Annotated in this window: 26 protein-coding genes and 1 tRNA gene; 19 read left to right on the top strand and 8 right to left on the bottom strand. The window is 57.0% G+C overall.

What is annotated here, in order from left to right:
* Positions 1 to 45: 45 nt before the first annotated feature.
* The 3 genes from ACIQUH_RS15700 to ACIQUH_RS15690 all read left to right on the top strand — a co-directional run bounded on the left by ACIQUH_RS15700 (position 46) and on the right by ACIQUH_RS15690 (position 3,494).
* A complete protein-coding gene (locus tag ACIQUH_RS15700; RefSeq protein ID WP_400816660.1) occupies positions 46 to 957 on the top strand; it encodes a hypothetical protein in 912 nt (303 codons plus the stop codon).
* 112 nt (positions 958 to 1,069) lie between these two features.
* Positions 1,070 to 2,443 (top strand): hypothetical protein, encoded by a 1,374-nt coding sequence (locus ACIQUH_RS15695; protein WP_400816658.1) that lies wholly within the window; start codon positions 1,070 to 1,072, stop codon positions 2,441 to 2,443.
* 67 nt (positions 2,444 to 2,510) lie between these two features.
* Positions 2,511 to 3,494, top strand: a complete 984-nt coding sequence (locus tag ACIQUH_RS15690) for an N-acetylmuramoyl-L-alanine amidase (protein ID WP_400816656.1) — start codon at positions 2,511 to 2,513, stop codon at positions 3,492 to 3,494.
* 370 nt (positions 3,495 to 3,864) lie between these two features.
* On the opposite strand, the gene ACIQUH_RS15685 is transcribed toward ACIQUH_RS15690, so the two are convergent.
* Positions 3,865 to 4,320, bottom strand: a complete 456-nt coding sequence (locus tag ACIQUH_RS15685; RefSeq protein ID WP_400816654.1) for a hypothetical protein — start codon at positions 4,318 to 4,320, stop codon at positions 3,865 to 3,867.
* A 21-nt stretch (positions 4,321 to 4,341) separates the two neighbouring features.
* Positions 4,342 to 4,614 (bottom strand): hypothetical protein, encoded by a 273-nt coding sequence (locus tag ACIQUH_RS15680; protein ID WP_400816652.1) that lies wholly within the window; start codon positions 4,612 to 4,614, stop codon positions 4,342 to 4,344.
* Between the two features lie 154 nt (positions 4,615 to 4,768).
* On the opposite strand from ACIQUH_RS15680, the gene ACIQUH_RS15675 reads away from it, so the two are divergent.
* Together ACIQUH_RS15675 and ACIQUH_RS15670 are read left to right on the top strand one after the other, a co-directional pair.
* A complete protein-coding gene (locus ACIQUH_RS15675) occupies positions 4,769 to 5,767 on the top strand; it encodes a restriction endonuclease (protein WP_400816650.1) in 999 nt (332 codons plus the stop codon).
* A gap of 91 nt (positions 5,768 to 5,858) precedes the next feature.
* Positions 5,859 to 6,455, top strand: a complete 597-nt coding sequence (locus tag ACIQUH_RS15670; protein WP_400816648.1) for a hypothetical protein — start codon at positions 5,859 to 5,861, stop codon at positions 6,453 to 6,455.
* A 1,127-nt stretch (positions 6,456 to 7,582) separates the two neighbouring features.
* Here ACIQUH_RS15670 and ACIQUH_RS15665 read toward each other — a convergent pair.
* From ACIQUH_RS15665 to ACIQUH_RS15650, 4 genes are all read right to left on the bottom strand, one after another.
* Positions 7,583 to 7,975, bottom strand: a complete 393-nt coding sequence (locus ACIQUH_RS15665) for a hypothetical protein (protein WP_400816646.1) — start codon at positions 7,973 to 7,975, stop codon at positions 7,583 to 7,585.
* Between the two features lie 89 nt (positions 7,976 to 8,064).
* Positions 8,065 to 9,114 (bottom strand): MobQ family relaxase, encoded by a 1,050-nt coding sequence (mobQ, locus tag ACIQUH_RS15660; protein ID WP_400816644.1) that lies wholly within the window; start codon positions 9,112 to 9,114, stop codon positions 8,065 to 8,067.
* Positions 9,115 to 9,302: 188 nt separating this feature from the next.
* Complete coding sequence (locus ACIQUH_RS15655) at positions 9,303 to 10,466, bottom strand: tyrosine-type recombinase/integrase (protein WP_400816642.1); 1,164 nt, start codon at positions 10,464 to 10,466, stop codon at positions 9,303 to 9,305.
* Positions 10,467 to 10,552: 86 nt separating this feature from the next.
* A tRNA-Lys gene (locus ACIQUH_RS15650) sits at positions 10,553 to 10,628 on the bottom strand.
* 281 nt (positions 10,629 to 10,909) lie between these two features.
* Here ACIQUH_RS15650 and ACIQUH_RS15645 point away from each other — a divergent pair.
* Together ACIQUH_RS15645 and ACIQUH_RS15640 are read left to right on the top strand one after the other, a co-directional pair.
* Positions 10,910 to 11,656, top strand: coding sequence for a cytochrome c biogenesis CcdA family protein (locus ACIQUH_RS15645; protein WP_400816640.1), 747 nt, complete (start codon positions 10,910 to 10,912; stop codon positions 11,654 to 11,656).
* Positions 11,657 to 11,690: 34 nt separating this feature from the next.
* On the top strand, positions 11,691 to 12,629 hold the full coding sequence (locus ACIQUH_RS15640) for an AEC family transporter (protein WP_400816638.1): 939 nt from the start codon (positions 11,691 to 11,693) through the stop codon (positions 12,627 to 12,629).
* Here the strand turns inward: ACIQUH_RS15640 and ACIQUH_RS15635 are convergent.
* Positions 12,613 to 13,821, bottom strand: coding sequence for a UbiH/UbiF family hydroxylase (locus ACIQUH_RS15635; protein ID WP_400816636.1), 1,209 nt, complete (start codon positions 13,819 to 13,821; stop codon positions 12,613 to 12,615). The two genes, ACIQUH_RS15640 and ACIQUH_RS15635, sit on opposite strands and share 17 nt — an antisense overlap.
* A gap of 209 nt (positions 13,822 to 14,030) precedes the next feature.
* Between ACIQUH_RS15635 and pcsA the strand changes: the two genes are divergently transcribed.
* The 12 genes from pcsA (at position 14,031) to ACIQUH_RS15575 (ending at position 26,036) form a co-directional block, all read left to right on the top strand.
* Positions 14,031 to 14,756 carry a phosphatidylcholine synthase gene (gene pcsA, locus ACIQUH_RS15630; RefSeq protein ID WP_400816634.1) on the top strand — a complete coding sequence of 242 codons (726 nt, stop codon included), beginning with the start codon at positions 14,031 to 14,033 and terminating at the stop codon, positions 14,754 to 14,756.
* A gap of 211 nt (positions 14,757 to 14,967) precedes the next feature.
* Positions 14,968 to 16,527 carry an ABC transporter ATP-binding protein gene (locus ACIQUH_RS15625; protein ID WP_400816939.1) on the top strand — a complete coding sequence of 520 codons (1,560 nt, stop codon included), beginning with the start codon at positions 14,968 to 14,970 and terminating at the stop codon, positions 16,525 to 16,527.
* Positions 16,517 to 17,608: an ABC transporter permease gene (locus ACIQUH_RS15620; RefSeq protein WP_400816632.1), complete on the top strand. Its 1,092-nt coding sequence runs from the start codon at positions 16,517 to 16,519 to the stop codon at positions 17,606 to 17,608. Before ACIQUH_RS15625 ends, ACIQUH_RS15620 begins: the two co-directional genes overlap by 11 nt.
* Entirely contained in the window at positions 17,608 to 18,528 is a 921-nt protein-coding gene (locus tag ACIQUH_RS15615; protein ID WP_400816937.1) for an ABC transporter permease, read from the top strand. The genes ACIQUH_RS15620 and ACIQUH_RS15615 overlap by 1 nt, the downstream gene beginning before the upstream one ends.
* Before the next feature lie 38 nt (positions 18,529 to 18,566).
* Positions 18,567 to 19,640 carry a BMP family ABC transporter substrate-binding protein gene (locus tag ACIQUH_RS15610; protein WP_400816630.1) on the top strand — a complete coding sequence of 358 codons (1,074 nt, stop codon included), beginning with the start codon at positions 18,567 to 18,569 and terminating at the stop codon, positions 19,638 to 19,640.
* 211 nt (positions 19,641 to 19,851) lie between these two features.
* A complete protein-coding gene (locus ACIQUH_RS15605; protein WP_400816935.1) occupies positions 19,852 to 20,589 on the top strand; it encodes a FadR/GntR family transcriptional regulator in 738 nt (245 codons plus the stop codon).
* Positions 20,590 to 20,811: 222 nt separating this feature from the next.
* A complete protein-coding gene (glmU, locus tag ACIQUH_RS15600; RefSeq protein ID WP_400816628.1) occupies positions 20,812 to 22,173 on the top strand; it encodes a bifunctional UDP-N-acetylglucosamine diphosphorylase/glucosamine-1-phosphate N-acetyltransferase GlmU in 1,362 nt (453 codons plus the stop codon).
* Positions 22,174 to 22,377: 204 nt separating this feature from the next.
* Positions 22,378 to 24,204 carry a glutamine--fructose-6-phosphate transaminase (isomerizing) gene (gene glmS, locus ACIQUH_RS15595; RefSeq protein WP_400816626.1) on the top strand — a complete coding sequence of 609 codons (1,827 nt, stop codon included), beginning with the start codon at positions 22,378 to 22,380 and terminating at the stop codon, positions 24,202 to 24,204.
* Positions 24,201 to 24,704 (top strand): GNAT family N-acetyltransferase, encoded by a 504-nt coding sequence (locus ACIQUH_RS15590; protein WP_400816624.1) that lies wholly within the window; start codon positions 24,201 to 24,203, stop codon positions 24,702 to 24,704. Before glmS ends, ACIQUH_RS15590 begins: the two co-directional genes overlap by 4 nt.
* A gap of 13 nt (positions 24,705 to 24,717) precedes the next feature.
* The gene (locus ACIQUH_RS15585; RefSeq protein ID WP_020012801.1) at positions 24,718 to 25,386 is read left to right on the top strand and encodes a DUF502 domain-containing protein; all 669 of its coding nucleotides are present in this window, start codon (positions 24,718 to 24,720) and stop codon (positions 25,384 to 25,386) included.
* A 117-nt stretch (positions 25,387 to 25,503) separates the two neighbouring features.
* The gene (locus ACIQUH_RS15580) at positions 25,504 to 25,749 is read left to right on the top strand and encodes a CopG family ribbon-helix-helix protein (protein WP_400816622.1); all 246 of its coding nucleotides are present in this window, start codon (positions 25,504 to 25,506) and stop codon (positions 25,747 to 25,749) included.
* Complete coding sequence (locus tag ACIQUH_RS15575; RefSeq protein WP_400816620.1) at positions 25,746 to 26,036, top strand: type II toxin-antitoxin system RelE/ParE family toxin; 291 nt, start codon at positions 25,746 to 25,748, stop codon at positions 26,034 to 26,036. Before ACIQUH_RS15580 ends, ACIQUH_RS15575 begins: the two co-directional genes overlap by 4 nt.
* 24 nt (positions 26,037 to 26,060) lie before the next feature.
* On the opposite strand, the gene ACIQUH_RS15570 is transcribed toward ACIQUH_RS15575, so the two are convergent.
* A complete protein-coding gene (locus tag ACIQUH_RS15570) occupies positions 26,061 to 26,333 on the bottom strand; it encodes a hypothetical protein (protein ID WP_080834739.1) in 273 nt (90 codons plus the stop codon).
* Positions 26,334 to 26,345: the final 12 nt, after the last annotated feature.

Genomic DNA, 26,345 nt, shown 5'->3' with positions numbered 1-26,345 from the left:
ACGATTAAGCGCGAGGATGCACATTTATTTGGGGAGGCTTAAACAGTGTCAAAGGCATTCTTTCTAACCAAGTTTATGTGGTCGATGGTGGTCGCAGGCGTCGCTTCAACACCCGCCTATGCGGAGTTCCAGTGCTCGCCTTTGGGTGCAACTCCAAACTTTCCCGTTTCTGATTCTTTTTTTCCAACCGAAATGGCCGCGTGGGCACTTGTCACTCGCTCTCGTTACTTGGAAGGGGGAGGAAACTGCGAAGACGTCACAGTTCCCGGATATGAGGGATTCCCTACCAAACGCTGCGTATATGCTTCAGCTGACGCCGGCAAAAAGGCTTTCCCACCCTTGCGCGCGCAGGTGATCCTTTTGCAGCCTTCTGCACAGCAACTTGCGAGTTGGAGTGTCCAGGCCTGCCGCGCGGTAGGTGCCAATGACAGCCAGATGCCGACTTGTCTAGCGGAACTTCGCTCGCACGTCATTAGCTCTAATGGCGCGCAGTTTGCGGTCGCTGGAAGCGTGGTGGAAAGCCGCTGCAATTCGTCGCGCGCCTATCCGAATGGTTGTTCAGGGCTAAATGACACTGATAAAGGTCGTCAGCCAAGAAACACTTGGTTTCGTAACGGGGTTGCCGTCGATTACACTGGGCCACTTGGTATTAAATGGGATGAAAAGGCTTATTCTGACGAAACTTACGAAGACGTTTTCGACGTATCTAAATCAGATAAATTCCTAGGCAAAACCTACACTAAAGCGCGAATTGCCGCCGCCATTCGAGAAGATTGGGCTCTATGGCGCACTCATCTAGGTAAGCCCCTGATGATGGCAGACACTATTGAGGCTGATTTGGAAGGCTCGGGTTGGCAAAGCATCTCGCGAGAAGTGCATAAGGCAGCTTGTAAAAGTGGAACCAATGAATTGTTCGACGCTGTTGTCTACAGTCATCGACATAAATGGGTTCGTTAGTAATATTGAGCGATAAATTTTACTTAAATTCTCAATTGCATCATTAATTAAAGCCAAATTCGAAACTTAACTCTTAAATCAACTTATATACTTGGATGTCGGAGGATATCGCATGGCAGATCTTCAACCAGGTCCGGTGGCTGAGCCAGTTGACGTCGGAAAGTCCGGTGGTGGACAACAATTGTCACTCGTCGAAATCAGCTTTCCAGACAAAATCACTCCGTTTGTCTGGCTCGCAATGATTATGGGTGCCCTTCTTGTTGCGGGTGCCCTTGCAGGACATGTCGGCAATTGGCAACTGCAAGCTAATGGTAGTTTGCTACTCAGCGCTGGTATCGCGATTATTCTGGCAGCGTTCGGAGGCCAAGCGACCATGCGCGGAAAGATTTTTGTTTTAGCAGGCGTTGCGGCTCTGGCTTTAGTGTTGACGGCCTTCCTAGAACATCAACGCAGCGCCGACCATCAGCGCATTATCGATGAGATGAGTGCGCGGGGCAAAGACTACGTACGGGGGTCAGTTCGGGATATCCCTGGCCCGCCGACAAAAATCTCACTCGTCTTTGGCCAGACTGTCGTCGGAAGCACAGTAATCAACAGGTCCGATCTATTTTCTTTCGCTATTTTTGGCGATCAAACAAAGGAGGTAGAGATTGCATCCTTTAAATTGGAGCCTCCGGACGAAGAAACGGCACCTTTGGTCACTATCGGTATACCGGTGAGTTGTATTGAAAACGGTATGGGAGCAAAAAAACCACTGGATTGGGTTCTCCGAAAAGCCGGGGAAGACTGGGAAGTGATAGACACACGTCAAGGCGATCGCGTTATAGGCCGATGGGGCGGGAAACGTGCGGATCCGTGTGATGCACCGATAGCATCTGCTCCAACTTTGATGGGTTTTGCGCAGTTGATATCGGGTATCCGAAGCGCGTTTGCGCAAGAACTTCCGCCCAGTGAAAAAACCGCGGAAATTGATATTCTCAAGACAGCGGTTGAGCTCAATTCTGATGTGACCGAGATTCGCCGTGCGGCTCGTAGTGCCTTGTCAGCGGTTCCTCCGGAGAAAGTTCCGGAAGTTCTGAGTTTGCTCGACGCCAAAGAAGAAAACTATAGAACGAAGCTTGGTGTAGCGGTCGCTTTGACCGAGATGCTGCGGCGTGACAAGGCGCAAGGTGTAATTGTTGCTCCGCTTCTTTCAACGGACAATCGCGACGCGCTGCTCGACTTGGCTGGTGACCGTGATCGCACTGTGCGGATTTACGCGACCGAATTCCTCTTCGACCTTGGAGACCCCGAGGTGACAAAATTGGCAATTGGTCGCGCTGCGACCACGCAGGACAGTGAAGCCCGCTACAACTGGCTGTTTGCGGCTCAGGACGGATGGCGCAGGTTGGACGAACCGTCGAAGCAGGCTCTTAAAGGAGATCTAGACGCAGCTTATGCGCAATCAGGCGAGCGAACGAAGGAACTTTTGGGCGCGTTTCGATAACAATTTCGCATCATTGCATCGCCAAGGCATTTTTAGATTTCAAATTTAACTAAAAGGGGCGCGTGACATGCAGACGCAATACGGCTTCACAAGGTTTTCTATTGAAGATTTTGAAAAATGGATAGCCTCAATCTCTGTTTCTCGAACCATCAACAAGATTCAACAGCACCATACTTGGAGCCCTAGATATGCTCAATTTACTGGTGAAAATCATCTCAGCATGCAGAAAGGGATGAGAGACCATCATGTAAACCACAACGGCTGGTCAGATATTGGGCAACACTTTTCGATATTTCCGGATGGTGATGTTGTCACAGGCAGACCTCTCAATCAGGTGCCCGCCTGTATATATGGGAACAACTCCGGCTCTATTTGTATTGAAAATGTAGGTGATTTTGATACCGGCCAGGATGATATGGCTGAATCCCAGAGAAACAGCATCTTGCGCGCTACAGCATCGCTTGCGCGGAAATTTGGACTGAACCCCGTAACGACGAACAACATTGTTTATCACCACTGGTATGACCTCAATACCGGTGAGCGAAAGAATGGCTTAGGCGCGGCAAAATCGTGCCCAGGGACGGGATTTTTCGGGGGCAATCGGGTGCAAGACTGCCAACAGAATTTTCTCCCGTTGGTTCAACAGATTCTCGACGGCGCTGGATTGCCTCATCTGGTTGAGATTCCATCTTTCGGTGTTGTGACGACAGATTCATTGAATGTTAGAGCAGGCGCGGGAGCCAGCTTTGCTGTTGTTCAAGGTCAGGGGCCGTTGGACGTGGGTGCGATTATCCGTATTTTCCGCGAACATAACGGGTGGTTTAAAATTGCCAACTCCCTCGAATATTGGATCTACAGCAAATGGATCAAACCTGTCACCCGTCGGATCGTGAACATAGATGGCACAAATGGGCGAGCAGGTCCCGGGACACAGTTTCCCACGTTGAAGACCTTCATGCGTGGAGATGAAGTGTTCGTTCACTCGACAGCAGACGGTTGGTCTTCAATCGGTATCGAGCCCCTTTGGATTAGATCTAACCTCGTTGACTAAATCTTGCTTAGCTTCGACGATCTATACATTTTTCGTCTCTGCCGAATAGATTCCATTGGCGGTGTACCGCGCAGGACTTTCCAGAGTTGGCACAGTCGGGGTGATAAGACAACGCCCCGACTGCATTGACGCTCAAACTAGTAGGGCCGCAGGGACTATTGCTGGTGTTTGCAATAGGAATTCGACGTTAGCGTCACTTCGCAAGGCGGCACTCACCATAGGCTTATGTCTCAATTCCGGCTATTCGCTAAAATAGAAATGTTTGAGGCGCACGGAGACCTAAATAATTATCGAAAATCAAAATGGGCTTCATCGGGATGCACGACGCTCATATAATTCGCAAACCTTAAATAAGATCAAGGCTTTCAAATTACCGCTTCCACAAATCCAGATAATCTTCCTGCTCTTGTTCTCCACGCGGCGCGTCATCTCGCGTTCGCGGTTCGCTCTCATCGTGAGAACGCCGCTTACTATGATCATTGCCATCACCGGCGAGCGGCGAATGTAACCAATCCAAACGGTCCTCGACCGGTGACACGAGTTTATCCCATTCTTCCGCAATAGTTTGTTCACGGGGGCGCTCGTCCAGCTCACGCAGACGATTTTCCAGATCCTCGATCTGCGCGGTTACCTTGCCGAGATCGAACATGAGACCCAACTGGGCGTTATGCCGCTCGCTGAGCACGGTCATCGCACGCCCGACATCCTGTGTTTCGGAGGCCACGGCATGCATGGCCCGTTCCATCTGGTAGTCCATGTCTTGAATGGTGTCTCCCAGCGTCGCGGCGCGTTCGCGTAACCGGTCCAGTTCGGCCTGCAAGTCCATCGGGGCCTCCGCAAAGGGACGTTAGTGGGCGTAGTGGTAGGCGGGCAGGTGGTCGGGTTGCTCTTGCAGTTCAATCACCAGATAGGCCCGCAGGCGCTCGCCGGAGTTCACCAGCTCTTGCGCACGGGCATGGAAGTAGAATGCACCCTCCCGCAAGTCCTCGGGAATGCCGGACATGGTTTCGGCCTGATGCTTGCGGAAGGTCCAGTAGGCTAGACGCTTGCGGCGGCGTATCAGATCGGTCTCCAGCCACGCCAGTTCCTCCCGCGTCTTGGCACGTTGATCTTCGGACATCGCGCGGACGCCTATTGCTGAACCTGTGTAAACTGTTGTCATGACAGCATGATGGGACGGGTTGCGGTCTTATGCAAGTGCTACCTGCGGTCTTGTTCCAGATCAAGTTTCGTTACATAAAAGTGGGAGGACAACGAACAATCAGGGTTGAAATGTGGCTGATAGACCGGACGATCTAGAAAGACTAATTCACGAGACCCTAGAAGAGTTGGGTTGGGATGCTGATGCCAGTTTGGTTGCAGAGCGAGTGCGGCGACTTGATATTGGTCTGCCTGTAGAAGACGAATTTGCCGTTTTATGCTCTTGGCTGGGCAAATGCGATCTGATTCACAAACTTGACCAACATCAGATGCCGAAGGCATCCCGTCAGCGTTATCAGGTGCCTGACATGCTTGCTCATTTCTCAACACAAAAGGACGAGCGGCCTGTCCTTATAGAAATTAAGAGCAAGAAGGCTCAAACACTATCGTTTCGCCCTGATTACTTTGAAAAGCTCAAAAACTATGCCGATATGATAGGCTCTTCTCTCCTAATCGCATGGAAATTCCATTCCATGTGGATGGTGTTCGAAGCACGGCACATGAAGAAGGCGAAGGCGAATTTCAATATTTCTTACGATTTAGCAATCAAGGAAAATCTTCTTGGCGTACTTGCGGGAGATGTTGTGTACAAGATTGGGGCTCGTGCCGGAATTCATATAAAATTAAAAAAGGAGGAACTTGTTGAGGTTGAAGAATCTGATCGAGAAAAGACGGAAACATGGAATGTTCGGTTTTCGGAATTGGTTTACACCAATGGTTCCGGAGAACCCATTACAGGTCTGTCTTCCGACGTCGTATCCCTGCTAACAACGTGGGATTTGGAAACATCCGAAGACCATCAGGCAGATCATATTTGGGTTCGGCATACGGCTTCGGGTGACGGCATAGAATTTGCCCATAGGGCTCTGGTCAGACTTCTGGACTGGCAAAAGGCTGGTCAAGAGAAAACGTCGTGGCGTCGCGAGGCTCGTAAAGAAAAGCTCAATACGATTGAAGATTTCCGGGCTGCGGTACTGAATGCGCTTAATCTGAAGGTGGTTCAGTACGTCTTGAATATCCAACCCCATTCGCATCCTGAATTTCTTCCTGAGCGGAAGTCAACGGCGACCTAAGCGGATAATCTCATTTCTAAACCTATGCTTGAAGGATGGCAGATTTTCATTCAATAATTCGAAGGTTGCCCTTTCAAGAAGTAGGCTAATCTTGCGCAAGTTTTTCTACCACTGCACTGAAATGTTTTGGACGCTCGTCTTATCGGCTATCCAGCCAACGTCTCTAGTTTCATTATTTGGCCCCGCATTGCTACATGTGAATCTAAGTTTGCTACGTGGCAACATGGCTCTTGCAGGGCGGTCGGACCCTCAACTGGTCGCAAGCCTCAGCAACCCTTGGACTATAGCTATGTCAGAGTGGGAAGTTCAATTTTACACTTTTATTTTGGCACTGTTTGTATGTCTGGCTCAAGCTTTTCAGCTTTGGTTTGCCTTCCATCGCAGCAACCCCACACGTCATCGTATCAAGTCGGTGAAAAACGACTTTGTCGTAATGGCGGCTACACTTGCAATCATAGCGACTCTCGGACTGGGTCTTGCTGCGGGATTTTTTGGCATCGCGGCACGGGAAGAAGTTATAGCGTTGTATTTGCCGCCATCACATGATCTACGAGCATCTGAGTTTGCACTACCCTCTCTTTACAGCCCCATTACTTGGGGTAGGGGTATGACGTTTATTTGTGGGATTTTGGTGAGTTTGGCAGCTCGACGGCACTCCGTTACGATCCTTGGCGTAAAAGATCGTTGAGGAAAACGCAGCACCCAATAAGAATAAGGGCGCCAGCAATCCAGTAGCCATGCCCACTTTGGAATACCAGAAAGTCGTCCCGAAACCATTGTGCCAGAAGACCTACTCCGCTGTACCACCCAAGCAGCATCGCGAAATTCATCAGAAGGAGGGGAGCCACCGTTTTCCGGCTTCTGCCGATAATGCCCCAATAAGTGTAGAGGCCGGACAGAAGGGTCGGCGTTATTGAGGCGGCGGCTACACTTGGCCACTTCCACTTCGCATGCAAGTCGTTTGCCCAAATAACCAGCTTAAGGTTTGGGATCCACTTAAGCTTAAGGTGGCGATGTGCGAACTCGTACGAGGAGTAGCAACCAGCGAGAACGCCAACAGACGCACTCGTAACGCCGTAAATCAGCTCAGGAAAAGACCGTGATAGCACTGCGATCCCGATCAAGATCGTTGTGCCAGGAAAGAATGTAGTTGCTAGGATAAACGCCTCTATGAGGCCAGTAAAGAAAGTTACAGCTAATTTAAGCCAAATACTTGCATCTCTCAACACTGCGAAAACATTTGAATAGTCTACATAATTTTCAATAATATACGTGAATATTAGAAAAGCAACGCCATAAAGCCACCAGCCTCTCGCCCTCCGGGATATAATCCAAGTCTTCTGAATCATTTTGGCTGATAAAAGGATACCGCATCAAGACTGGACGGAGGTATAACCGTAACTACGGCGCACTGATTTAAGGTGGCGATTAACGCGAAAAGGAAAACTTTGATGCTGTACTTTTTCATGAAAAAAATACTATACCGTTGGCTTGCGGTGTAAAGTCAAAATTTCCTCGCAGCTTAAACTCTTTTCCGGTAATGCGACGGCTCTTTCAAAGGTATCACCACACATCAGAAATTCTCGTTGTCTGAAGACCCTCAGTCGCCTCGCCCCATAAGAATATATCGGCAAGGCTTGGATTTCAGAGCCCGACAGATTCATTATCAATCCAATCCACCAGATGCCTGATTCAACGCCTAAAGAGCAAAAATAATGCTGATTATTTAACACGTCGCTGTTGTAAGACAAGCTGCTAATCGTTCTGTCGACTAGTCCTGCGTTTCAACCTAGTAAACGTCGTTGATAGAATCCATCAGCGCTCGGGTTCTTGCCAAAGCTCGTCGTGAGACGGCGCGGGCAGGGGCCGTACCTCGATATCCAACCAGTCCAGATGGTTGTCGAGCACGCTGAGCGTGGCACGGTTCTGCTGCTCCTCGGCACGTTGCCGCTCCTGCGCGCGTACCAGTTCCTCCCGTTGCTCGATCTGGGCACTCAACTGACCCCGCTTGAAAGACAACTCGGCCTTGGTTGTCGCCCTATCCTGAAGGTCGGCGAAGATATCGTCCCGCAGGCTTAATCCATCTTTATGAGCTTGAATGGCCGATGCCATGTCGCGGTCACATGACGCAAGAGTCTCCTCCAACCACTTGGCCTCTTCATAGAGGAGTTGCAGTTCGTCTTCGGGCGTCAGTTGAGTGGCAGACATCCGCAATCTCTCCTGTCATCGGTGCGTGGGACACTGTGCGAACCCGGTTGGCGTGTTGCCACGCAACTCCGCGTGAAAATGATCGCCTCTCAGCGCTCCCGATCTGGCTCATGCTCGTTGTCGGATGAATGAGGGCTGCGGATATCTGCCTCCAGCCAATCAAGATGGTTTTCCCAGCGCTCCAGCGTGGCCTCATCCTCGGGGGAGATCGGAAGACTGAGCCAGTCCAGCGTATTCTCCGGTGCGAGGCGGTAAGCGGTGGCGTCATCCTCGCTCATCTCGCGGCTGTTCTGCCGCTCAATCGCCTGCCGTGCGGCAGCAGGATCGCCGTTCGGCTCTTGAAAGACGGGAGGTTCCTCCCGTTCAAGGTCGCGCAGCATCCGCCCTTCGGCGGCTGCGAGCTCACGGGGGTGAATGGGTGAGCCATCCGGGTCGGGGACCGGCAGGTCACGGTCATCATGTTTAGGAACCATCTTTTCCCTCTCGCGCTGGCGCTGCCTGCGGGCACGCCGTTCGTCTTGGTCTGGGCCGCGATGCTGGCCCGGTTGCCGGTCAAGTTTGCGTTTGGCGTAGCTGCGGCTGTCGATGGTGACGGTGACGCCCGCCTTGGTCAAGGCGGCATTGGCGATGCGCTCCCACGTCAATCGCGCCTCGCTGATGAATTGCCGTCCGTCCGCGCTGCGGATTTTGGGGCCGAACCCGTCCGGAGTAATGACGCGGGTGGTCAGCAGGATATGGACATGCGGATTATGCTGGGTGCCGTCGTCGTGGATGGCGAAGTCGGCTACGAAGCCCTGCGCGGTGTACGCATCAGCCATGGCCTGCGCCACGACCAGCCACGCAGTGCGCGGCAGCTCACGGGGCAGGGCGAATTCGATCTCTTTGGCTAAACGTGCGTCATGACGCTTTTCGGACAGTTCCACTGCATTCCATAAAGTGGTGCGGTCGGCCATCCAGTCCGGCGCACCGGCAGGTATGCGAATGCCGCTGGTGATTACATCACGCCGTCCTGCGAAATCCGAGAGCTTTTCCTCGGCATCATTCGTGAGAATTTCGCCCGCGCGATACGCGGCGGCCGCGACCACGGAGCGCCCGTCGCCCCTGCTGATGTTTTTGACATTCAGGTGATAGATAGCCATTCACCTTGCTCCGGCACGGACGGGGTTCAGGGGTGTCCCCTGACGCACCTGCCGGTTTTCTCCAGACGCTGTGCGGCTGGTCAGAAAACCGTGCAGAGCATCGCCGCCGCTTCAATGCGTACACATTGGCGATGCGTAGGTGCGCTGTTACGCATTGATGCATGCCAACCGGGAATGTTCAAGATGGGCTAGGCTTCGGCAGCCACCACCTTCTTCACTTTTCTCTTCACATTGATGGCCTTGGCGTCCAGCGTGTTTTTCAGATGCACGGCATAGTGCTTCTCGATCATCTCCACGCTTGTGCGGCAGTTCTTGGCGACCTGATAGATGTCGGCACCTTCCAGCAGGCGCAGGCAAATGTATGTGTGCCTGAGACTATACGCTGAACGACGATTGCCCTCGCGGTCGAGCTTGAACCCGCAATCCGTCATGGCGCGGTTGAACTGCTTCTTGTGATCCTGGGGAAACACCAGATCGGTCGGCTGGGCGGTATTGCGCTTCACCAACCGTTCAAATGGATGCACCGCGCCCGTGGTGCTCTTGCAGTAGCCGAAACCCCGTTTGCCGCGCACTTCGATCAGCAGGATGCGCTCACCGGTCTCCTCGTCCTTCTCTATAGTTACGTCACGGTACTCCAGCCGGTTGGCCTCATCGGGTCGCAGGCCGGTGTTGGCCATGAACAGGATATAGTCATGGAACTGCTCGGCGGCATGCTGCCAGTTCAGCCCTTGGGCGGATTTGGCGCGCTCACGGGTGTAGGTGTAGAGCTGCTTGTATTCCTCGGGCGAGAACCACGCGCGGTGCGTGATCTTGCCCGACGCCTTGTACGGGGCGGAGAAGTCGGGGAGGTGGCTGATCCAGCCATGCCGCAGGGCAGTTTTCATAACCTGCCTCAACGTGACCGTTTCATGGTGCAAGGTGCTGCGCGTGGGCACCTTGCCGGTCTCCGGGTGCGGCTGGAGCCGCATGACCCGAAACTCCTGCACCTTGCCTGCCGTGATGGTGCTGAGACCCATCTTGCCGAAGTAAGGCAGCAGATGGTTGTCGATACGCGCCTCGTGATCCTTCACATAGCGCGGATTGCGCTCGCCGTTGGTGAGTGGGACGTATTCCAGCAGGAACTGCTTGGCTGCGTCCGCGAACGTCCGCTCGGTCTTCAACTGACCAATCCGGCTCTTGCCGCGAAGCTCCAGATACCAGTCCTCGGCAAACTCTTTTGCCAGAGACAGGCTATCGGTTTTGGTGCTGACGCGCCACTCCTTGCCCTCAAGGTAGGTGGAGCATTGCCACAGCGAACTGTTGGCGCGGCGATAAACGCGAACCTTGTCACCGAAGACGGTATGTGAGGTCATTTTACCCTCTCAGACTGTGCGAGACATGTGTGAGGGTAATTTTAGCGATTTTTAGCTGATTTTCAACGGTAAGTGCTTGTTTCCGTTGGTGAGAGCGCAGGGATTCGAACCCTGGACCTACTGATTAAAAGTCAGTTGCTCTACCGGCTGAGCTACGCTCTCCCGTGTCGGGGCTTGGCTGCCCTTCGGAAGTGCGCGGAACATAGGTAGAGCGATCCGTTCGGTCAACCCAAAAAAAGCGGTTTCGACAATCAATCCGGTTTTTTTTGTCGCACCCCCGAAAAGGTGATTGGAGAGAGGGGGCGGCTGGGGATAAAACCGGCTTCAGACATGTCGGGCAAACGGGTGAAATCCTTTTGCAGCAATGACATGCATGAAAATGAAGCGTGAAGTGGCGGCGAATCCGAGGAATCGCGGCGGCTTTGCGGGATGCGGAGTTCTTCTTGTCGATTGCCGATATTTCCCTGTTCAGTGCGCTTCTGGCCGGCGCTCTTTCATTTCTGTCGCCTTGCGTCCTGCCGCTGGTGCCGCCCTATCTCTGTTATATGGCGGGTGTTTCGGTTGAGCAGTTCAGGACGGAAGAGACCGCGCCGCGGCCGGAGATTCGCAGGGCCGTGCTGTTTTCGGCCTTCTTCTTCACGCTCGGTTTTGCCACGGTCTTCGTGGCGCTGGGGGCAGGCGCTTCGACGATCGGCACGCTTCTGCGCCAGAATCTCGACATTCTCGCCAAGATCGGCGGTTTCATCATCATTCTGATGGGCCTGAACTTCCTCGGGGTGTTCCGCATCGGGCTGTTTTCGCGCGAGGCGCGCTTTCAGGGCGGTGGCAAGCCGGCCACGCTTTCCGGGGCCTATGTCATGGGCCTTGCCTTCGCCTTCGGCTGGACGCCCTGCATCGGCCCGGTTCTGGGGGCGATCCTTGGCGTCGCCGCCTCGCGGGATACGGTTGGCGACGGTGCAGCGCTGCTTGCAGTCTATTCTCTTGGTCTTGCCGTGCCGTTCTGGATTGCCGCGGCTTTTTCCGGTTCCTTCATGCGTTTCCTCGTGCGTTTCCGCCGCCATCTCGGCCTCGTGGAAAAGCTGCTCGGCGTTTTGCTGGTGCTGACCGGTCTCGCTTTCATGTCCGGTTTCATCACCAATGTGGCGATCTGGTTCCAGGAGACCTTTCCGATCCTGATGAAAATCGGTTAAGCCTCCCCGGACATTACAGGCGAGGGGAATGATCGTGGCCGATATCGTGGGATTGCTGTTGCCGTTTTTCGGCCTGATCTTCATCGGTTACGGCGCGGCGCGCATCACGAAGCAGCCGGTTGAGGCAATGGGCTGGCTGAATACCTTCATCATCTATGCCGCACTTCCGGCGCTGTTTTTCAAGCTTGTCTCGAAAACGCCGGTGGAAGAGCTGGCGCGTATGGATTTCGTCGCTGCCAGTCTCGCCTGCACCTATGGGATATTCCTGCTGGTGTTCCTGATCGGCCGGTTCGTGCGGAAAAACAGCCTCGCCGAAACCACGATCCAGAGCTTTGCGGCAAGTTACGGCAATATCGGCTATATGGGACCGGGCCTTGCGCTTCTCGCACTTGGCGAAAAGGCGGCGGTGCCGGTGGCGCTGATCGTCTGCCTTGAAAACGCCGCCCATTTCATCGTCGCGCCGGCGATGATGGCGGTTGCGGGCGGTGACAAGCGTTCTGCCTCAAGGCTTGCGCTGGATGTGGCGCGCAAGGTCATCACCCATCCTTTCATCGTATCTGTCATCGCCGGTTTTCTCGCTGCCTCGCTGTCATGGCAGCCGCCGGAGGCTGTGCAGCGGCTGGTGGATTATCTGGCGCAATCGGCGGCGCCCTGCGCTCTGTTCGCCATGGGCGTGACGCTGGCGCTCAGGCCAATGAAACGGGTGCCCATGGAAATCAGCTATATCGTGCCGGCCAAGCTAATCCTGCATCCGCTTGCGGCGTATCTGGTCCTCTCCTCGCTCGGTCGATTCGAGCCGATATGGATTTATTCCGCGGTGCTGCTGGCTGCCTTGCCGACCGCGACGAATGTCTTTGTCATCGGCCAGCAATACCACGTCTGGCAGGAGCGGGCGTCGGCCACGATCCTGATCTCGACGGTGCTGTCGGTCTTCACGCTGACGGGCGTGGTCTATTTCATCCAGCCTTTTTGAAGCTGCCGAACAGCAAGGAGGGTAGGGCCTTCAGTCCACGGCCCGGCTCGATGCCTTCGCGCATGACCATGCTTCTGAGCGTGCCGATGCCGGAGAGGACATGCAGGCCGGCCGCGCGCGCCATCTGCACCGGCAGGAGGTCGGAAAGCAGCGACCGGTTCAGGAGATCGACGCTCAGCGTGCGGCTATAGACATCCGCGCGTCGCCTGCGGTCGAAGCTCGCGCCGGCATCGGCCGCGATCGGTCGGTCCGAGACGGCGCCGAGCAGTTCCGTCAGGGCGATGATGTCGCGCAGGCTCAGGTTCAGCCCCTGCGCGCCGATGGGCGGAAAACCATGCGCCGCCTCGCCGATGAGGGCCACGCGGCCCTTGCCGAAGCGATGTGCGGTCATCGAGGAAAGCGGCCAGGCCTGAACGCTGTCCTCGACGGTTACCGCGCCGAGCATGGATTGCATGCGCTCCTCGATCCGGAGGCTCAGCGCCTCCAGCGGCAGTGCCGTCAGTTCTTCTGCCTGTTGCGGGGTAACGACCCAGACGAGGCTGGAGCGGTTGCCGGGCAGGGGAACCTGGGTGAAAGGGCCTGTAGGGGTGTGGAATTCCGTCGAGACATTGCCATGTGACCGGCTATGGCCGAAGTTCAAGACAATGGCGGTCTGCGGATAGGACCAGGATTTGACGCCGATGTTGGCCGCATCCCGCACCATCGATTTGCGGCCATCCGCACCGATGAGGAAATCGGCCGAGAGGGTTTCGCCGTCCGCAAGCGTCACGGTCACGCGGTCGTTGCCGATGTCGATCGTCTCGGCTGTCGTGTCGAGGCGGGTAATATTGTGTTCCTGCTCCACCGCTTGCCCGAGAACGCCGAGCAGCGCTTCGTTCGGAATATTCCAGCCGAAGGCGTCGAGCCCGATTTCGGAGGAGCGGAACTGCACGGTCGGTGCGCGCAGCAGCCGGTCGGTGCCGTCGATGATCTGCATGGTGGAAAGGCGTGCGGCCGAAGGTGCGATACGCGACCAGAGGCCGAGGCGGTCCATGAAACGGATCGACTGGTCCATCAGCGCGGTCGTGCGCCGGTCCTTCTTTTCGCTTGAGGGCGCGACAAGCGCCACATGGCGGCCCGCCCGCGCCAGCGCGATTGCCGCGATCTGGCCTGCAAGTCCCGCACCGGTGATGGCGATATCGAAGTGTCTCATGGTCCTGATCCGTTGTTATTTCCAGACCATCATAGTGCCTTTGCACGGGCAAATCCACTTCGGGTCCGGAACATAGGGTCGCGAAGATTCGTTGGTTGTACCGCTATATTAGTCCTAGGATAAGCGGATTGAGCCGGTTGCAAAGCGTGGTGAATGGCCGCATACCGGAATGAACAGGGCGGATGAAAAGCGGGGCGCAGACGCTGACCATGAAAATTTTCAACTACAAGCGTGTTCCCTACGCGGAAATCCGCGCCTTTTCCGTTCATATTCTGACGGCCTCCGGCTCATTCCTGGCGTTTCTCGGTGTCGTCGCCGCTTCAGAACACCGCTTCGTTGACATGTTCTGGTGGCTGGGGCTGGCACTTCTGGTGGATGGCATTGACGGTCCCATCGCCCGCAAGGTCAGGGTGAAGGACGTTCTGCCCAACTGGTCGGGCGATACGCTCGACAATATCATCGATTACGTCACCTATGTGCTTTTGCCAGCCTTTGCGCTCTACCAGAGCGGCATGATCGGCGAACCCTGGTCCTTTGTGGCGGCCGGCATGATCGTGGTGTCCAGCGCGATCTATTACGCCGATATGGGCATGAAGACGGATGAATATTTCTTCTCCGGCTTCCCTGTCGTGTGGAACATGGTGATTTTCACCCTGTTCGTGATGGATGCCAGCGCGACCACGGCCATGACGGTGGTGACGGTGTCGGTGTTCCTGACTTTCCTGCCGATCAATTTTCTGCATCCGGTGCGGGTGAAGCGGCTGCGGCCGCTCAATCTCCTCGTCGTGGCCATCTGGTGTGCACTTGGCGGTTACGCGCTGCTGATGCATTTCCAGACGCCGACATGGGCGGTGATTGGCTTTGTGGCGAGCGGTATCTATCTTTATTGCATCGGGGGAATCTTGCAGTTTTTCCCGTCGCTCGGCGCGAAATGAGAAAAAGGTAAAGTCGTTTATTGCTTGTGCAAATTGCATTTAAGCGACGTCTTTTTCAGTTGTGCGCAGCAGCAAAACAGTTATCAATAAGTCTTGATTGGATGAGATTGCATACGCATTGGCGTCCGATTGGGAACAATGACCACGATCGCTGGAAACGCTTCGAAGAAGGCGCGGCGGTCGGTGAGAGAGGGAACTCGTGACTGGAACTTTGGCGCCGGAGGCCGTGCCTCTCCTGTCCGTTCGCAAGCTGACCAAGCTGTTCGGCAATTTCGCCGCCTGCAACGGCATCGATCTCGATATTGCGCCCGGCGAAATCCACGCGCTTCTGGGGGAAAACGGCGCTGGCAAGTCGACGCTGGTCAAGATGCTGTTCGGCGTGCTTTCGCCAACGGAGGGTGAGATCATCTGGCAGGGCCAGCCGGTTTCCGTGGGCTCGCCAAGCGAGGCCCGTCGGCTGGGCATCGGCATGGTCTTCCAGCATTTTTCGCTGTTCGAAGCGCTGACGGTCGCTGAAAATATCGCGCTGTCGCTCGATCCGAAAATTTCATTGAAGGAAATCGCCGGGCAAGCGGAAACGCTGTCGCGGGCCTATGGCCTGCCGCTCGACCCCAATGCGCATGTGGCCGATCTTTCGGTCGGCGAGCGCCAGCGCATCGAGATCGTCCGTGCCCTGTTGCAGAACCCGCGCCTTATCATTCTCGACGAGCCGACCTCGGTTTTGACGCCGCAGGAGGCTGACAAGCTGTTCGAGACGCTGGCAAAACTGAAGGCCGAAGGCCGCTCGGTGCTTTATATCAGTCATCGCCTCGAAGAGGTGCAGCGTATCTGTGATCGCGCCACCGTCCTGCGTCACGGCAAGGTGACGGGCGCCTGCGATCCGCGCAGGGAAACGCCGGCATCCTTGGCGCGCATGATGGTCGGCAGCGATGTCGCAAGCGTTTCGCGCGCCACGGGCGAAGCGCTCGGCGCGCCGCAGATCGAGGTGATGGGGCTTTCGGTTGCGCCGCGCACGCCTTTTGCCGTGGCGCTGAAATCCGTTTCAATGCAGGTCCGCGCCGGCGAGGTGCTGGCGATTGCCGGTGTGGCCGGCAACGGGCAGGGCGAGCTGTTCGACGCACTTTCGGGCGAATATCCCGTCTATAATAATGACGCGATCCATCTGCGCGGCAAGCCGGTCGGCCGTCTCGGCATCAATGGCCGCCGGCTGATGGGCGCTGGTTTCGTGCCGGAAGAGCGGCATGGCCATGCTGCCGTTCCCGGCATGAGCCTTTCCGACAATCTGTTGCTGGCGCGGGCGCGGTCCGACCGCAAGGCGTTTCTAACCGGTGGTTTCCTGCGCATCGTCAGGGGGTCGGTTATCAAGGCGGCGGCGCGGCGCATTTCGGAAACCATGGATGTGCGCAAGAGCGGCGCCGATCCGCTGGCGGGTTCGCTTTCGGGCGGCAACCTGCAGAAATTCATCGTCGGGCGCGAGCTTGATCGCCAGCCTTCCGTGCTTGTTGTCAACCAGCCGACCTGGGGTGTGGATGCGGGTGCCGCAAGCCGCATCCGTCAGGCGCTGGTCGATCTTGCCAGGGCCGGCTCGGCCGTCATCGTCATCAGCCAGGATCTCGATGAAATCTTCGAGGTCGCCACCAATATCGCCGTCATTTCCGACGGCAAGCTTTCCGAAGCCCATCCGGTGGAAGAGATGACACTCGAAAAGATCGGCCTGTTGATGGGCGGTATTCATACGTCACATTCGGGAGCCGCCCAGCATGCGCATTGAGCTTGAAAAACGCGCAGGGGTCTCGAAGCTTTTCACCCTGCTTTCGCCGCTTCTGGCGCTGGTTTTGACGCTGCTGGTCGGCGCCATCATGTTCGCCATGCTCGGCAAAAATCCGGCGCATGCGCTTTACGCCTTTTTTGTCGAGCCGTTGCTGGAGGTCTGGTCGCTGCATGAGCTGGCGATCAAGGCCGCACCGCTGATCCTGATCGGCGTTGGACTGTCGATCTGTTATCGCTCCAATAACTGGAATATCGGGGCGGAGGGGCAATTCACCATCGGCGCGATCACCGGTTCCATCCTGCCGGTGCTTTATCCCGACTGGCACTCGCCGCTCATCCTGCCGCTGATGATGGTGATGGGCGCCGTTGGCGGCGCGCTTTATGCCGGTATTCCGGCGCTGTTGAAGACGAAATTCAACACCAATGAAATCCTCGTCAGCCTGATGCTGGTCTATGTCGCGCAGCTTTTCCTCGACTGGCTGACGCGTGGCATCTGGCGCGATCCGGGCGGTTACAACTTCCCGCAGACGAAGCCCTTCAACGACAGCGCGGTTTTGCCGGAAATGCTGGCCTCGGGCCGGGCGCATTGGGGTTTCGTGTTCGCCATCGTCGCCGCCATCGCGCTGTGGTTCATGATGCGCTACATGCTGAAGGGCTTTGAAGTCACCGTGCTTGGCCAATCGGCACGGGCAGGCCGCTTTGCCGGTTTCTCATCGAGCCGCATGGTGTGGTTTTCGCTGCTGCTATCGGGCGCGCTGGCCGGGCTTGCGGGCATTTCGGAAGCCTCCGGTTCCATCGGCCATCTCCAGCCGAGCATTTCGCCGGGTTATGGTTTCACCGCCATCATCGTCGCCTTTCTCGGCCGTCTCAATCCGCTCGGTATCATCCTTTCCGGGCTGGTGCTGGCGCTGACCTATCTCGGCGGCGAGGCGGCGCAGCTCTCCATTGGTGTCTCCGACAAGGTGACGCGGGTGTTTCAGGGGCTGATGCTGTTCTTCGTGCTGTCCTGCGACACGCTGATCTTCTATCGCATCCGGGTTGTCTTTACCGGCAAGACACATCGCAAAGAAGGAGCGGCATGATGGATATGCTTCAGGCCATCCTCCTCACCGTCATCACCGCTGCCACGCCACTTGTCATTGCCGCTTCGGGCGAGCTTGTGGCGGAGCGTTCGGGCGTGCTCAATCTCGGCGTCGAGGGCATGATGATCATGGGTGCGGTCTGCGCCTTCGCCACCGCGCATATGACGGGATCTCCCTATCTCGGCATTCTGGCCGGTATCGCTTCCGGCGCGATTTTTTCGCTGCTTTTCGGTTTCCTGACGCTGACGCTCGTCACCAACCAGGTGGCGACGGGTCTGGCGCTCACCATTCTCGGGCTTGGCGTCTCCGGCATGCTGGGCGAAAGTTTCGTCGGCCTGCCGGGCATCAAGCTGCAGCCGATTGTCTTCCCCGTGCTGTCGGAAATCCCCTTCGTCGGGCCATTGCTGTTCCGGCAGGATCTGATCTTCTACATGTCCATCGCGCTGGTGTTCGGCATCAGCTGGTTCCTGTTCAAAAGCCGCACGGGCCTGAAAATTCGGGCGATCGGCGACAATCACGCTTCGGCCCACGCGCTTGGCATCAATGTCATCCGCACGCGCTATCTGGCGGTCATGTTCGGCGGCGCCTGTGCCGGTCTTGCGGGGGCGCAGCTGTCGCTGGTCTATACGCCGCAATGGGTGGAAAACATGTCGGCCGGGCGCGGCTGGATTGCGCTGGCGCTCGTCGTTTTCGCCTCCTGGCGTCCATGGCGTCTGCTGGCGGGCGGTTATCTGTTCGGCGCCGTCACCATCGGCCAGCTGCATGCTCAGGCTTTCGGCATCGGCGTGCCGTCGCAATTGCTTTCGGCGCTACCTTACCTTGCAACTATTGGCGTGCTGGTCATCATCTCGCATAATCGCCGCACGACCTTGATCAACACACCGGCATCGCTGGGCAAATCCTTCGTGCCGGACAGGTGAAGAAGAATCCTCAAGTCTCCAAACCAACAGGGGTAAAAATGAAAAAACTGATCATCGCACTTGCCGCCTCCGTCGCGGCGCTCGGCGGCGTCGTTTCCTCGGCTGAGGCCGCGGACGCCAAGAAGGTCTGCTTCATCTATGTCGGTTCAAAGACCGATGGTGGCTGGACGCAGGCGCATGATATCGGCCGTCAGGAACTGCAGGCGCATTTCGGCGACAAGATCGAAACGCCGTTCCTCGAAAGCGTTCCGGAAGGCCCGGATGCCGAACGCGCCATCGAGCGCATGGCCCGCTCGGGCTGCGAACTGGTGTTCACCACCTCCTTCGGCTTCATGGATGCGACCGTGAAGGTCGCCCAGAAGTTCCCCAAGGTGAAGTTCGAACACGCCACCGGCTTCAAGACGGCCGAAAACGTCGCGACCTACAATTCGCGCTTCTACGAAGGCCGTTACATTCAGGGCCAGATCGCCGCGAAGATGTCGAAGAAGGGTCTCGCCGGTTACATCGCTTCCTTCCCGATCCCGGAAGTTGTGATGGGCATCGATGCCTTCGTTCTCGGCGCGCAGTCCGTCAATCCCGACTTCAAGCTCAAGGTCGTCTGGGCCAATACCTGGTTCGACCCCGGCAAGGAAGCCGATGCCGCCAAGGCGCTGATCGATCAGGGCGTCGATATCCTGACGCAGCACACCGACACGACGGCGCCGATGCAGGTTGCGGCCGAACGCGGCATCAAGGCCTTCGGTCAGGCCTCCGACATGATCGCCGCCGGTCCGCAGACGCAGCTGACCGCCATCAAGGACACCTGGGGCGCCTATTACATCAAGCGCACACAGGCGCTTCTCGACGGCACCTGGAAGTCCGAATCCGTCTGGGACGGCCTGAAGGACGGCATCCTGACCATGGCGCCCTACACCAACATGCCCGACGACGTGAAGAAGATGGCCGAGGAAACCGAAGCCAAGATCAAGTCGGGCGAGCTGCACCCCTTCACCGGCCCGGTGAAGAAGCAGGACGGCTCCGAATGGCTGAAGGCCGGCGAGAAGGCTGAAGACAAGGTTCTGCTCGGCCTCAACTTCTACGTGGCCGGCGTGGACGACAAGCTGCCGCAATAATGCGGATTCTCTTCCATTATTGATGACAGGCCGCACATGAATTCATGTGCGGCCTTGCTTATTTTTACGCGTTTTACGCTGTGGACGAAGTTTGCCTTTGCTTTTCACGCGACTTGATGTTTTTCACTATAGTCTGACTTGAGATACACACGTCTGGCGCGATTTTTGAGATCGCCAGCCGAACGGAAGGACATGACATTTGCAGCGCGGAATGCTCGATGCGGCGATCGGTTTTCGAAAACTGCGGACAAATCATGCACAGGTCGTTCACAAGATCGGTCTCGATATCGTCTCCGGCACCTTCAAGACGGGTGACATCCTGCCGGGTGATGCCGAGCTGATGGAGCGGCTGAAAGTATCGCGCACGGTGCTGCGCGAAGCGATGAAGACGCTGACCGCCAAGGGCATGATTTCGCCGAAGGCGCGTATCGGCACCCGGGTGACGGAGCGCGAAAGCTGGAACATGTTCGACAGCGAGGTGCTGCTCTGGCATTTCGAGGCGGGCGTGAGCGACGAGTTCCTGCTGCATCTCTATGATATCCGCAAGGCTTTCGAGCCCTATGGCGCAGGGCTTGCCGCCATTAGGGCAAAGGATACCGATATCGCCAAGCTTGCCGCCTATGCCAATGAGATGGGCAATACGGCCTATTCCAAGGAAAAACGGGCGCTTGCGGATATGAACTTCCATGTCCTCATCACCGAAATGTCCGGTAACCCGTTCATGCGCACCGTCGGTTCGCTGATAAAGGCGGCTCTGGCGGGCATTTTCCGGATGAGCAACCCGGAAACCGATCCCAACGAGATTTCCGACGTGTCCGCTTCTCACCTGCGGCTTGTCGAGGCGTTTCGCCTGCGCGACGAAGCCGCAGCGCGCCGCGAGATGGAAAGGCTGATTGAAAACGGCCGCCAGCAGGTGCTGGAATTCACGGCCCGCAACCCCCGGCGATAAATCAGGCCCTTTGGGCGGGATGCGATCCCGTTGCAATCACGTTTGATGAAAATCGCTGCGGAAATTTGGTGCAGATTTGCATGGTTTCTTAAGTGGGCCGCCGTTATAGCAATTCCGGAATGAAATTACCGATGCGCCCGTTCGTTCTGCGGACGGCGTGAAGTCAAACATATGCCGCTGTACCGGCTGCCAGGCAGCCGCTAACGGGGTGTTGGAGGTCTTATGGAGCGCAGCTCTCTAGCCGTTATTCTCGCAGCGGGCGACAGCACGCGCATGAAATCGTCGAAATCGAAGGTGCTGCATCCGGTCGCCGGGCGTCCGATGATCGCGCACGTGATTGAGGCGGTGGCTGGATCGGGCGTCGGGACGGTGTCGCTGGTGGTCGGGCGCGATGCCGATAATGTCACTGCGGCCGCAAGCATGAAGGGCCTTCAGGTCGAAGCTTTCCTGCAGACGGAACGCAAGGGCACCGGCCATGCGGTCCTCGCCGCGCGCGCAGCCATCGAACGCGGTTTCGACGATCTCATCGTCGCTTATGGCGATGTACCGCTCATCACCTCCGCAACGCTCGACCGGGCGCGTGAGGCGATTGCCGCCGGCGCCGATGTCGCTGTCATCGGTTTCCATACCGATCGCCCGACCGGCTACGGCCGGCTTCTGGTCAAGGATGGCGAACTTGTCGCCATCCGCGAGGAGAAGGATGCGACCGATGCGGAGCGTAAGGTCACCTGGTGCAATAGCGGATTGATGGCCATCAACGGCCGCAACGCATTGGACCTGCTCGACCGGATCGGCAATGCCAATGTAAAGGGCGAATATTATCTGACCGACGTGGTCGAGATCGCCCGTTCCCTCGGCCGCCGCGCCGTCGCCATCGATGCGCCCGAAACGGAACTGGTCGGCTGCAACAACCGCGCCGAACTGGCCCTTATCGAGAAGCTCTGGCAGGAGCGCCGTCGCCACGAATTGATGGTGGAGGGTGTTTCGATGATTGCGCCCGAAACCGTGTTTCTGTCCTATGACACGAAGATCGGTCAGGACGTTTTGATCGAACCGAATGTCGTCATCGGTCCCGGCGTCACCGTCGAGCCGGGCGCCGTCATCCATGCGTTTTCGCATCTGGAAGGGGCGCATGTGGCGGAAGGTGCGGCCGTCGGCCCCTATGCGCGGCTGCGTCCGGGCGCGAACCTGCATGCCAACGCCAAGGTGGGCAATTTCTGCGAGGTCAAGAAGGCCGAGATCGGCGAGGGCGCCAAGGTCAATCATCTGACCTATATCGGCGATGCCTTCATCGGCGCGGGCAGCAATATCGGTGCGGGCACCATCACCTGCAATTACGACGGCTACAACAAGGCCGAAACGCGCATCGGTGCGAACAGCTTCATCGGCTCGAACTCGTCGCTGGTCGCTCCCGTGACGATCGGGGAAGGGGCCTATATCGCCTCCGGCAGCGTGATTACCGATGATGTGCCGGCCGAAGCGCTGGCGTTTGGACGCGCACGTCAGGAAGTGAAGCCGGGCCGGGCAACCGTGGTGCGCGAGCGGGCAAAAGCGCTGAAGGAAGCGAAGAAAAAATCCTCTTGAAAGACGTTACCGAGCGATACCGAAAGTGACCGGCGGCGTAATTGCCGATTTCAGGGAAACGATTAAAGCATTTCCAGTAAAATTGTGCAGCGGTTTTACGTCCGGAAATGCGTCAGAACAAAAAGGTGGAGTTTTTTTGCATTTCAGGGAAATGCGAAAATGCTCTGAAAGTTTCGGCGAAGAGATCGCCGTCTGGAGAAATATATGTGCGGAATTGTCGGAATTGTCGGAACCCAGCCCGTTGCTGAACGACTTGTCGATGCGCTGAAGCGTCTCGAATATCGCGGTTACGATTCGGCGGGTGTCGCCACCATCGACAATGGCGCGATGGATCGCCGCCGGGCGGAAGGAAAGCTGTTCAATCTGGAAAAAAGGCTTTCGGAAGAGCCGCTGCCGGGCGTCGTCGGCATTGCCCACACCCGCTGGGCGACCCATGGCGTTCCGAACGAAACCAATGCCCATCCGCATTTCGTCGACGGCGTCGCCGTCGTCCATAATGGCATCATCGAGAACTTCGCGGAACTGCGCGAGGAACTGACCGCCGAGGGCGCGAGTTTCACCACCCAGACCGATACCGAAGTGGTGGCGCAGCTTCTGGCGAAATATACCCGCGAGGGTCTCGGCCATCGCGAAGCGATGCTGAAGATGCTGAACCGCGTGACGGGCGCCTATGCGCTGGTGGTCATGTTCAAGGACGATCCCGGCACGCTGCTTTCGGCCCGTTCCGGCCCGCCGCTTGCTGTCGGTTATGGCCGGGGGGAAATGTTCCTTGGTTCCGACGCCATCGCGCTGTCGCCCTTCACCAACGAGATCACCTATCTGGTGGATGGCGATTGCGCCATCGTGACCCGGCAGGGTGCCGAGATCATCGATTTCTCCGGCAAGCCGGTGAAGCGCGAGCGGCAAATCTCGCAGGCGACGGCGTATGTGGTCGACAAGGGCAACCATCGCCACTTCATGGAAAAGGAAATCTACGAGCAGCCGGAAGTCATTTCCCACGCGCTCAGCCATTACGTGGATTTCGCCAGCAAGACCGTCAAGGAAGCCGATAAGGCAATCGATTTCGCTAAGCTTTCCGGACTTGCCATTTCCGCCTGTGGCACCGCCTATCTGTCCGGCCTGATCGGTAAATACTGGTTCGAGCGTTATGCGCGCCTGCCGGTGGAAATCGATGTCGCCTCGGAATTCCGTTACCGCGAGATCCCGCTTGTTCCCACGCAGGCCGCATTGTTCATTTCGCAATCGGGCGAGACCGCCGATACGCTGGCGGCCCTGCGTTATTGCCAGCAGGAGGGGTTGAAGATCGGCGCGGTGGTCAATACGCGCGAATCCACCATGGCGCGCGAATCCGATGCGATCTTCCCGATTCTTGCCGGTCCGGAAATCGGCGTGGCCTCCACCAAGGCCTTCACCTGCCAGCTTGCCGTGCTCGCTTCGCTTGCCGTTGCCGCCGGAAAAGCGCGCGGCACGATCACGCCCCAGCAGGAAACCGAACTGGTTCGCCATCTGACCGAGATGCCGCGCATCATGAGCAAGGTTCTGAACAGCATTCAGCCGCAGATCGAGGCGCTGTCTCGCGATCTGTCGCGTTTCAAGGACGTGCTTTATCTCGGCCGCGGCACCAGCTTCCCGCTGGCGCTGGAAGGCGCGCTGAAGCTCAAGGAAATCTCCTATATCCACGCCGAAGGCTATGCCGCGGGCGAGCTGAAGCATGGGCCTATCGCGCTAATCGACGAGAACATGCCTGTTATCGTCATCGCGCCGCATGATCGCTTCTTCGAAAAGACCGTTTCGAACATGCAGGAGGTCGCCGCGCGCGGTGGCCGCATCATCTTCATCACCGACGAGAAGGGTGCCGCCGCTTCCAAGCTCGACACCATGGCGACGATCACGCTGCCCAATGTCGATGAGCTGATCGCGCCGATGGTTTTCTCGCTGCCGATCCAGCTGCTGGCTTACCACACCGCCGTCTTCATGGGCACGGATGTGGACCAGCCGCGCAATCTGGCGAAATCGGTGACGGTGGAATGATCATCCGGCCGGAGCGGCAGGGCGATGAGGAAGCGATCGCTCGCGTTACGGAAGAGGCCTTCCGTGACGTCGATTATAGCGACAAGACGGAACATCTGATCGTCGAGCGGCTGCGTAAGGCGGATGCGCTCACCGTTTCACTGGTTGCCGAGGACAGCGAAGGCATCATCGGCCATGTCGGCTTCTCGCCGGTGACGCTCACCAGCGGCGAGACCGGCTGGTTCTGCCTCGCGCCGCTTTCCGTGACACCGGAACGGCAGGGACAGGGCGTCGGCTCCGGGCTGGTGCGGGACGGGCTAGCCGTTCTGGAGCGTCTGAACGCTTCCGGCGTGGTTGTCGCGGGGGATCCGGACTACTATGGCCGCTTCGGTTTTCGTCATGTCGAAGGGGTGAATGCGGAAGGGATTCCTGACGAATATTTCACAGTTCTTCGCTTGCATGGTGGAACTCCATCCGGCATTGTCGGTTTTCATCCGGGTTTCGATGGCGACAACGCTTAATTCCGAACGGTAAATGACCGATATTCCAGTCAAAATTTCATTCGCAGCCCGCCTGCGCAATAGTTTCCTCACGGGCGTTCTGATCCTCGCGCCCGTCACCATCACCATGTGGCTGGTGTGGAGTTTCCTGCAATGGGCCGATAGCTGGGTGAAACCCTATATTCCGGCCCGTTACGATCCCGAGCAATATTTCGATGTGGCGATACCCGGTTTCGGCCTGCTGATCGCCGTCATCGGCATCACGCTCATCGGCTTTCTCGGTAATAACCTCATCGGCAAATGGATTTTCGGCGTCGGCGAATCCATCCTCAACCGCATGCCGCTGGTGCGGCCGATCTACAAGAGCATCAAGCAGCTGTTCGAATCCGTCCTCAAGGAGCATTCGAACTCCTTCAAGAAGGTCGGCCTGATCGAGTTTCCCTCATCCGGCACCTGGGCGATGGTGTTCGTCGCCTCCGAGGCCAAGGGCGAGCTTGCGCATCGTTTCAACGAGATGGGCCAGCAGATGGTCGCCGTCTTCCTGCCGCCGACCCCGGTGCCGACGGCGGGTTTCCTGCTGTTCGTGCCGAAAGACAAGATCGTGATGCTGGACATGACGCCGGAAGATGCGGCGAAACTGCTGATTTCAGGCGGTCTGGTGGCACCTGATTTCACGCCGCCGAAGATGATCGCGCCGGTTTGAAGGTATTGCGAGGCGCCAGATTCGTTCATCCGTTCTCACGGCAGAATGAAAGGTCATATGGTTGACGAACCAATGTGGTTCACTAATAATCGTGGTGAACCGAAAGAGGTTGCGATCATGACTGCATTCACTGTGCGTCTGCCTGATGACGTTGCCGACAAACTCGACCAGCTGGCGGAAAAACTTGATCGGTCGCGATCCTACATGGCGGCGCGGGCGATTGAGGATTTTGTTGCCCGCGAGGAGTGGCAGCTTGCGGAGATCGAGGCCGGTGTGGCGGAAGCCGATCGCGGCGAGTTCGGGACGCCTGAGGAGCTCGCAAACATTGTTGGCAAATATGTAAGATCTACTCGGCCGTCATGAGTGACCGGCGAATTCGTTGGACCTTACGGGCGCTGCGACGGCTCGATGAAATTGGTGCTCATATCGAAAAGGATAATCCAGCGGCTGCAGCCCGGGTGATTTCCCGCATTGTTTCAGCGGTTGATATGTTGGTGGAACAGCCAGCCATGGGGCGGGTCGGACGCATCAGAGGAACACGGGAAGCCGTGCTTTCCGAAATTTCCTACATCCTTGCCTATCGCGTGGGCGAGGATATCGAAATTTTGACGATCATCCACACATCGCAGCGCTGGCCTTCGGCGCTTTAGCCAAACAGTCTCCAGATTTCATGGTCAATCCTCGTCATCCAGATCATCCACTTCCGTTCCCGTATTCGTCGCGTGGAATACGGGAACGAAAAGCCGCATATAGACCAGCCGCACGCTCCAGCCTTCTTCCAGCGCCTGGCTCCAGGCCTTCTTGCGTCCGGGTTTCTTGAACGCCTTGCCGATCGCCTTTTTCGCGCTCTTCGCGAATGTCTCGGGCTGCAGGATGTTCTGCGGCGAGCACAGCGCGTAGCCCTTGCGGAAAGCGGGTGGCGGGCGGCGGGGGTCGATCATGTTCATGGCGGTTCACTT

The organism is Agrobacterium sp. NPDC090283 (genome assembly GCF_044769685.1).
GTDB lineage: Bacteria > Pseudomonadota > Alphaproteobacteria > Rhizobiales > Rhizobiaceae > Agrobacterium.
This window is presented reverse-complemented; position numbering and strand designations above follow the sequence as displayed.

Coding starts and splice junctions, on each gene's coding strand:
- ACIQUH_RS15695 (WP_400816658.1), top strand. CDS start 1,070: ATGGCAGATCTTCAACCAGGTCCGGTGGCTGAGCCAGTTGACGTCGGA.
- ACIQUH_RS15690 (WP_400816656.1), top strand. CDS start 2,511: ATGCAGACGCAATACGGCTTCACAAGGTTTTCTATTGAAGATTTTGAA.
- ACIQUH_RS15685 (WP_400816654.1), bottom strand. CDS start 4,320: ATGGACTTGCAGGCCGAACTGGACCGGTTACGCGAACGCGCCGCGACG.
- ACIQUH_RS15680 (WP_400816652.1), bottom strand. CDS start 4,614: ATGTCCGAAGATCAACGTGCCAAGACGCGGGAGGAACTGGCGTGGCTG.
- ACIQUH_RS15665 (WP_400816646.1), bottom strand. CDS start 7,975: ATGTCTGCCACTCAACTGACGCCCGAAGACGAACTGCAACTCCTCTAT.
- mobQ (WP_400816644.1), bottom strand. CDS start 9,114: ATGGCTATCTATCACCTGAATGTCAAAAACATCAGCAGGGGCGACGGG.
- ACIQUH_RS15655 (WP_400816642.1), bottom strand. CDS start 10,466: ATGACCTCACATACCGTCTTCGGTGACAAGGTTCGCGTTTATCGCCGC.
- ACIQUH_RS15635 (WP_400816636.1), bottom strand. CDS start 13,821: ATGAGACACTTCGATATCGCCATCACCGGTGCGGGACTTGCAGGCCAG.
- pcsA (WP_400816634.1), top strand. CDS start 14,031: ATGAAAATTTTCAACTACAAGCGTGTTCCCTACGCGGAAATCCGCGCC.
- ACIQUH_RS15620 (WP_400816632.1), top strand. CDS start 16,517: ATGCGCATTGAGCTTGAAAAACGCGCAGGGGTCTCGAAGCTTTTCACC.
- ACIQUH_RS15615 (WP_400816937.1), top strand. CDS start 17,608: ATGGATATGCTTCAGGCCATCCTCCTCACCGTCATCACCGCTGCCACG.
- ACIQUH_RS15610 (WP_400816630.1), top strand. CDS start 18,567: ATGAAAAAACTGATCATCGCACTTGCCGCCTCCGTCGCGGCGCTCGGC.
- ACIQUH_RS15605 (WP_400816935.1), top strand. CDS start 19,852: ATGCTCGATGCGGCGATCGGTTTTCGAAAACTGCGGACAAATCATGCA.
- glmU (WP_400816628.1), top strand. CDS start 20,812: ATGGAGCGCAGCTCTCTAGCCGTTATTCTCGCAGCGGGCGACAGCACG.
- glmS (WP_400816626.1), top strand. CDS start 22,378: ATGTGCGGAATTGTCGGAATTGTCGGAACCCAGCCCGTTGCTGAACGA.
- ACIQUH_RS15590 (WP_400816624.1), top strand. CDS start 24,201: ATGATCATCCGGCCGGAGCGGCAGGGCGATGAGGAAGCGATCGCTCGC.
- ACIQUH_RS15585 (WP_020012801.1), top strand. CDS start 24,718: ATGACCGATATTCCAGTCAAAATTTCATTCGCAGCCCGCCTGCGCAAT.
- ACIQUH_RS15580 (WP_400816622.1), top strand. CDS start 25,504: ATGACTGCATTCACTGTGCGTCTGCCTGATGACGTTGCCGACAAACTC.
- ACIQUH_RS15575 (WP_400816620.1), top strand. CDS start 25,746: ATGAGTGACCGGCGAATTCGTTGGACCTTACGGGCGCTGCGACGGCTC.
- ACIQUH_RS15570 (WP_080834739.1), bottom strand. CDS start 26,333: ATGAACATGATCGACCCCCGCCGCCCGCCACCCGCTTTCCGCAAGGGC.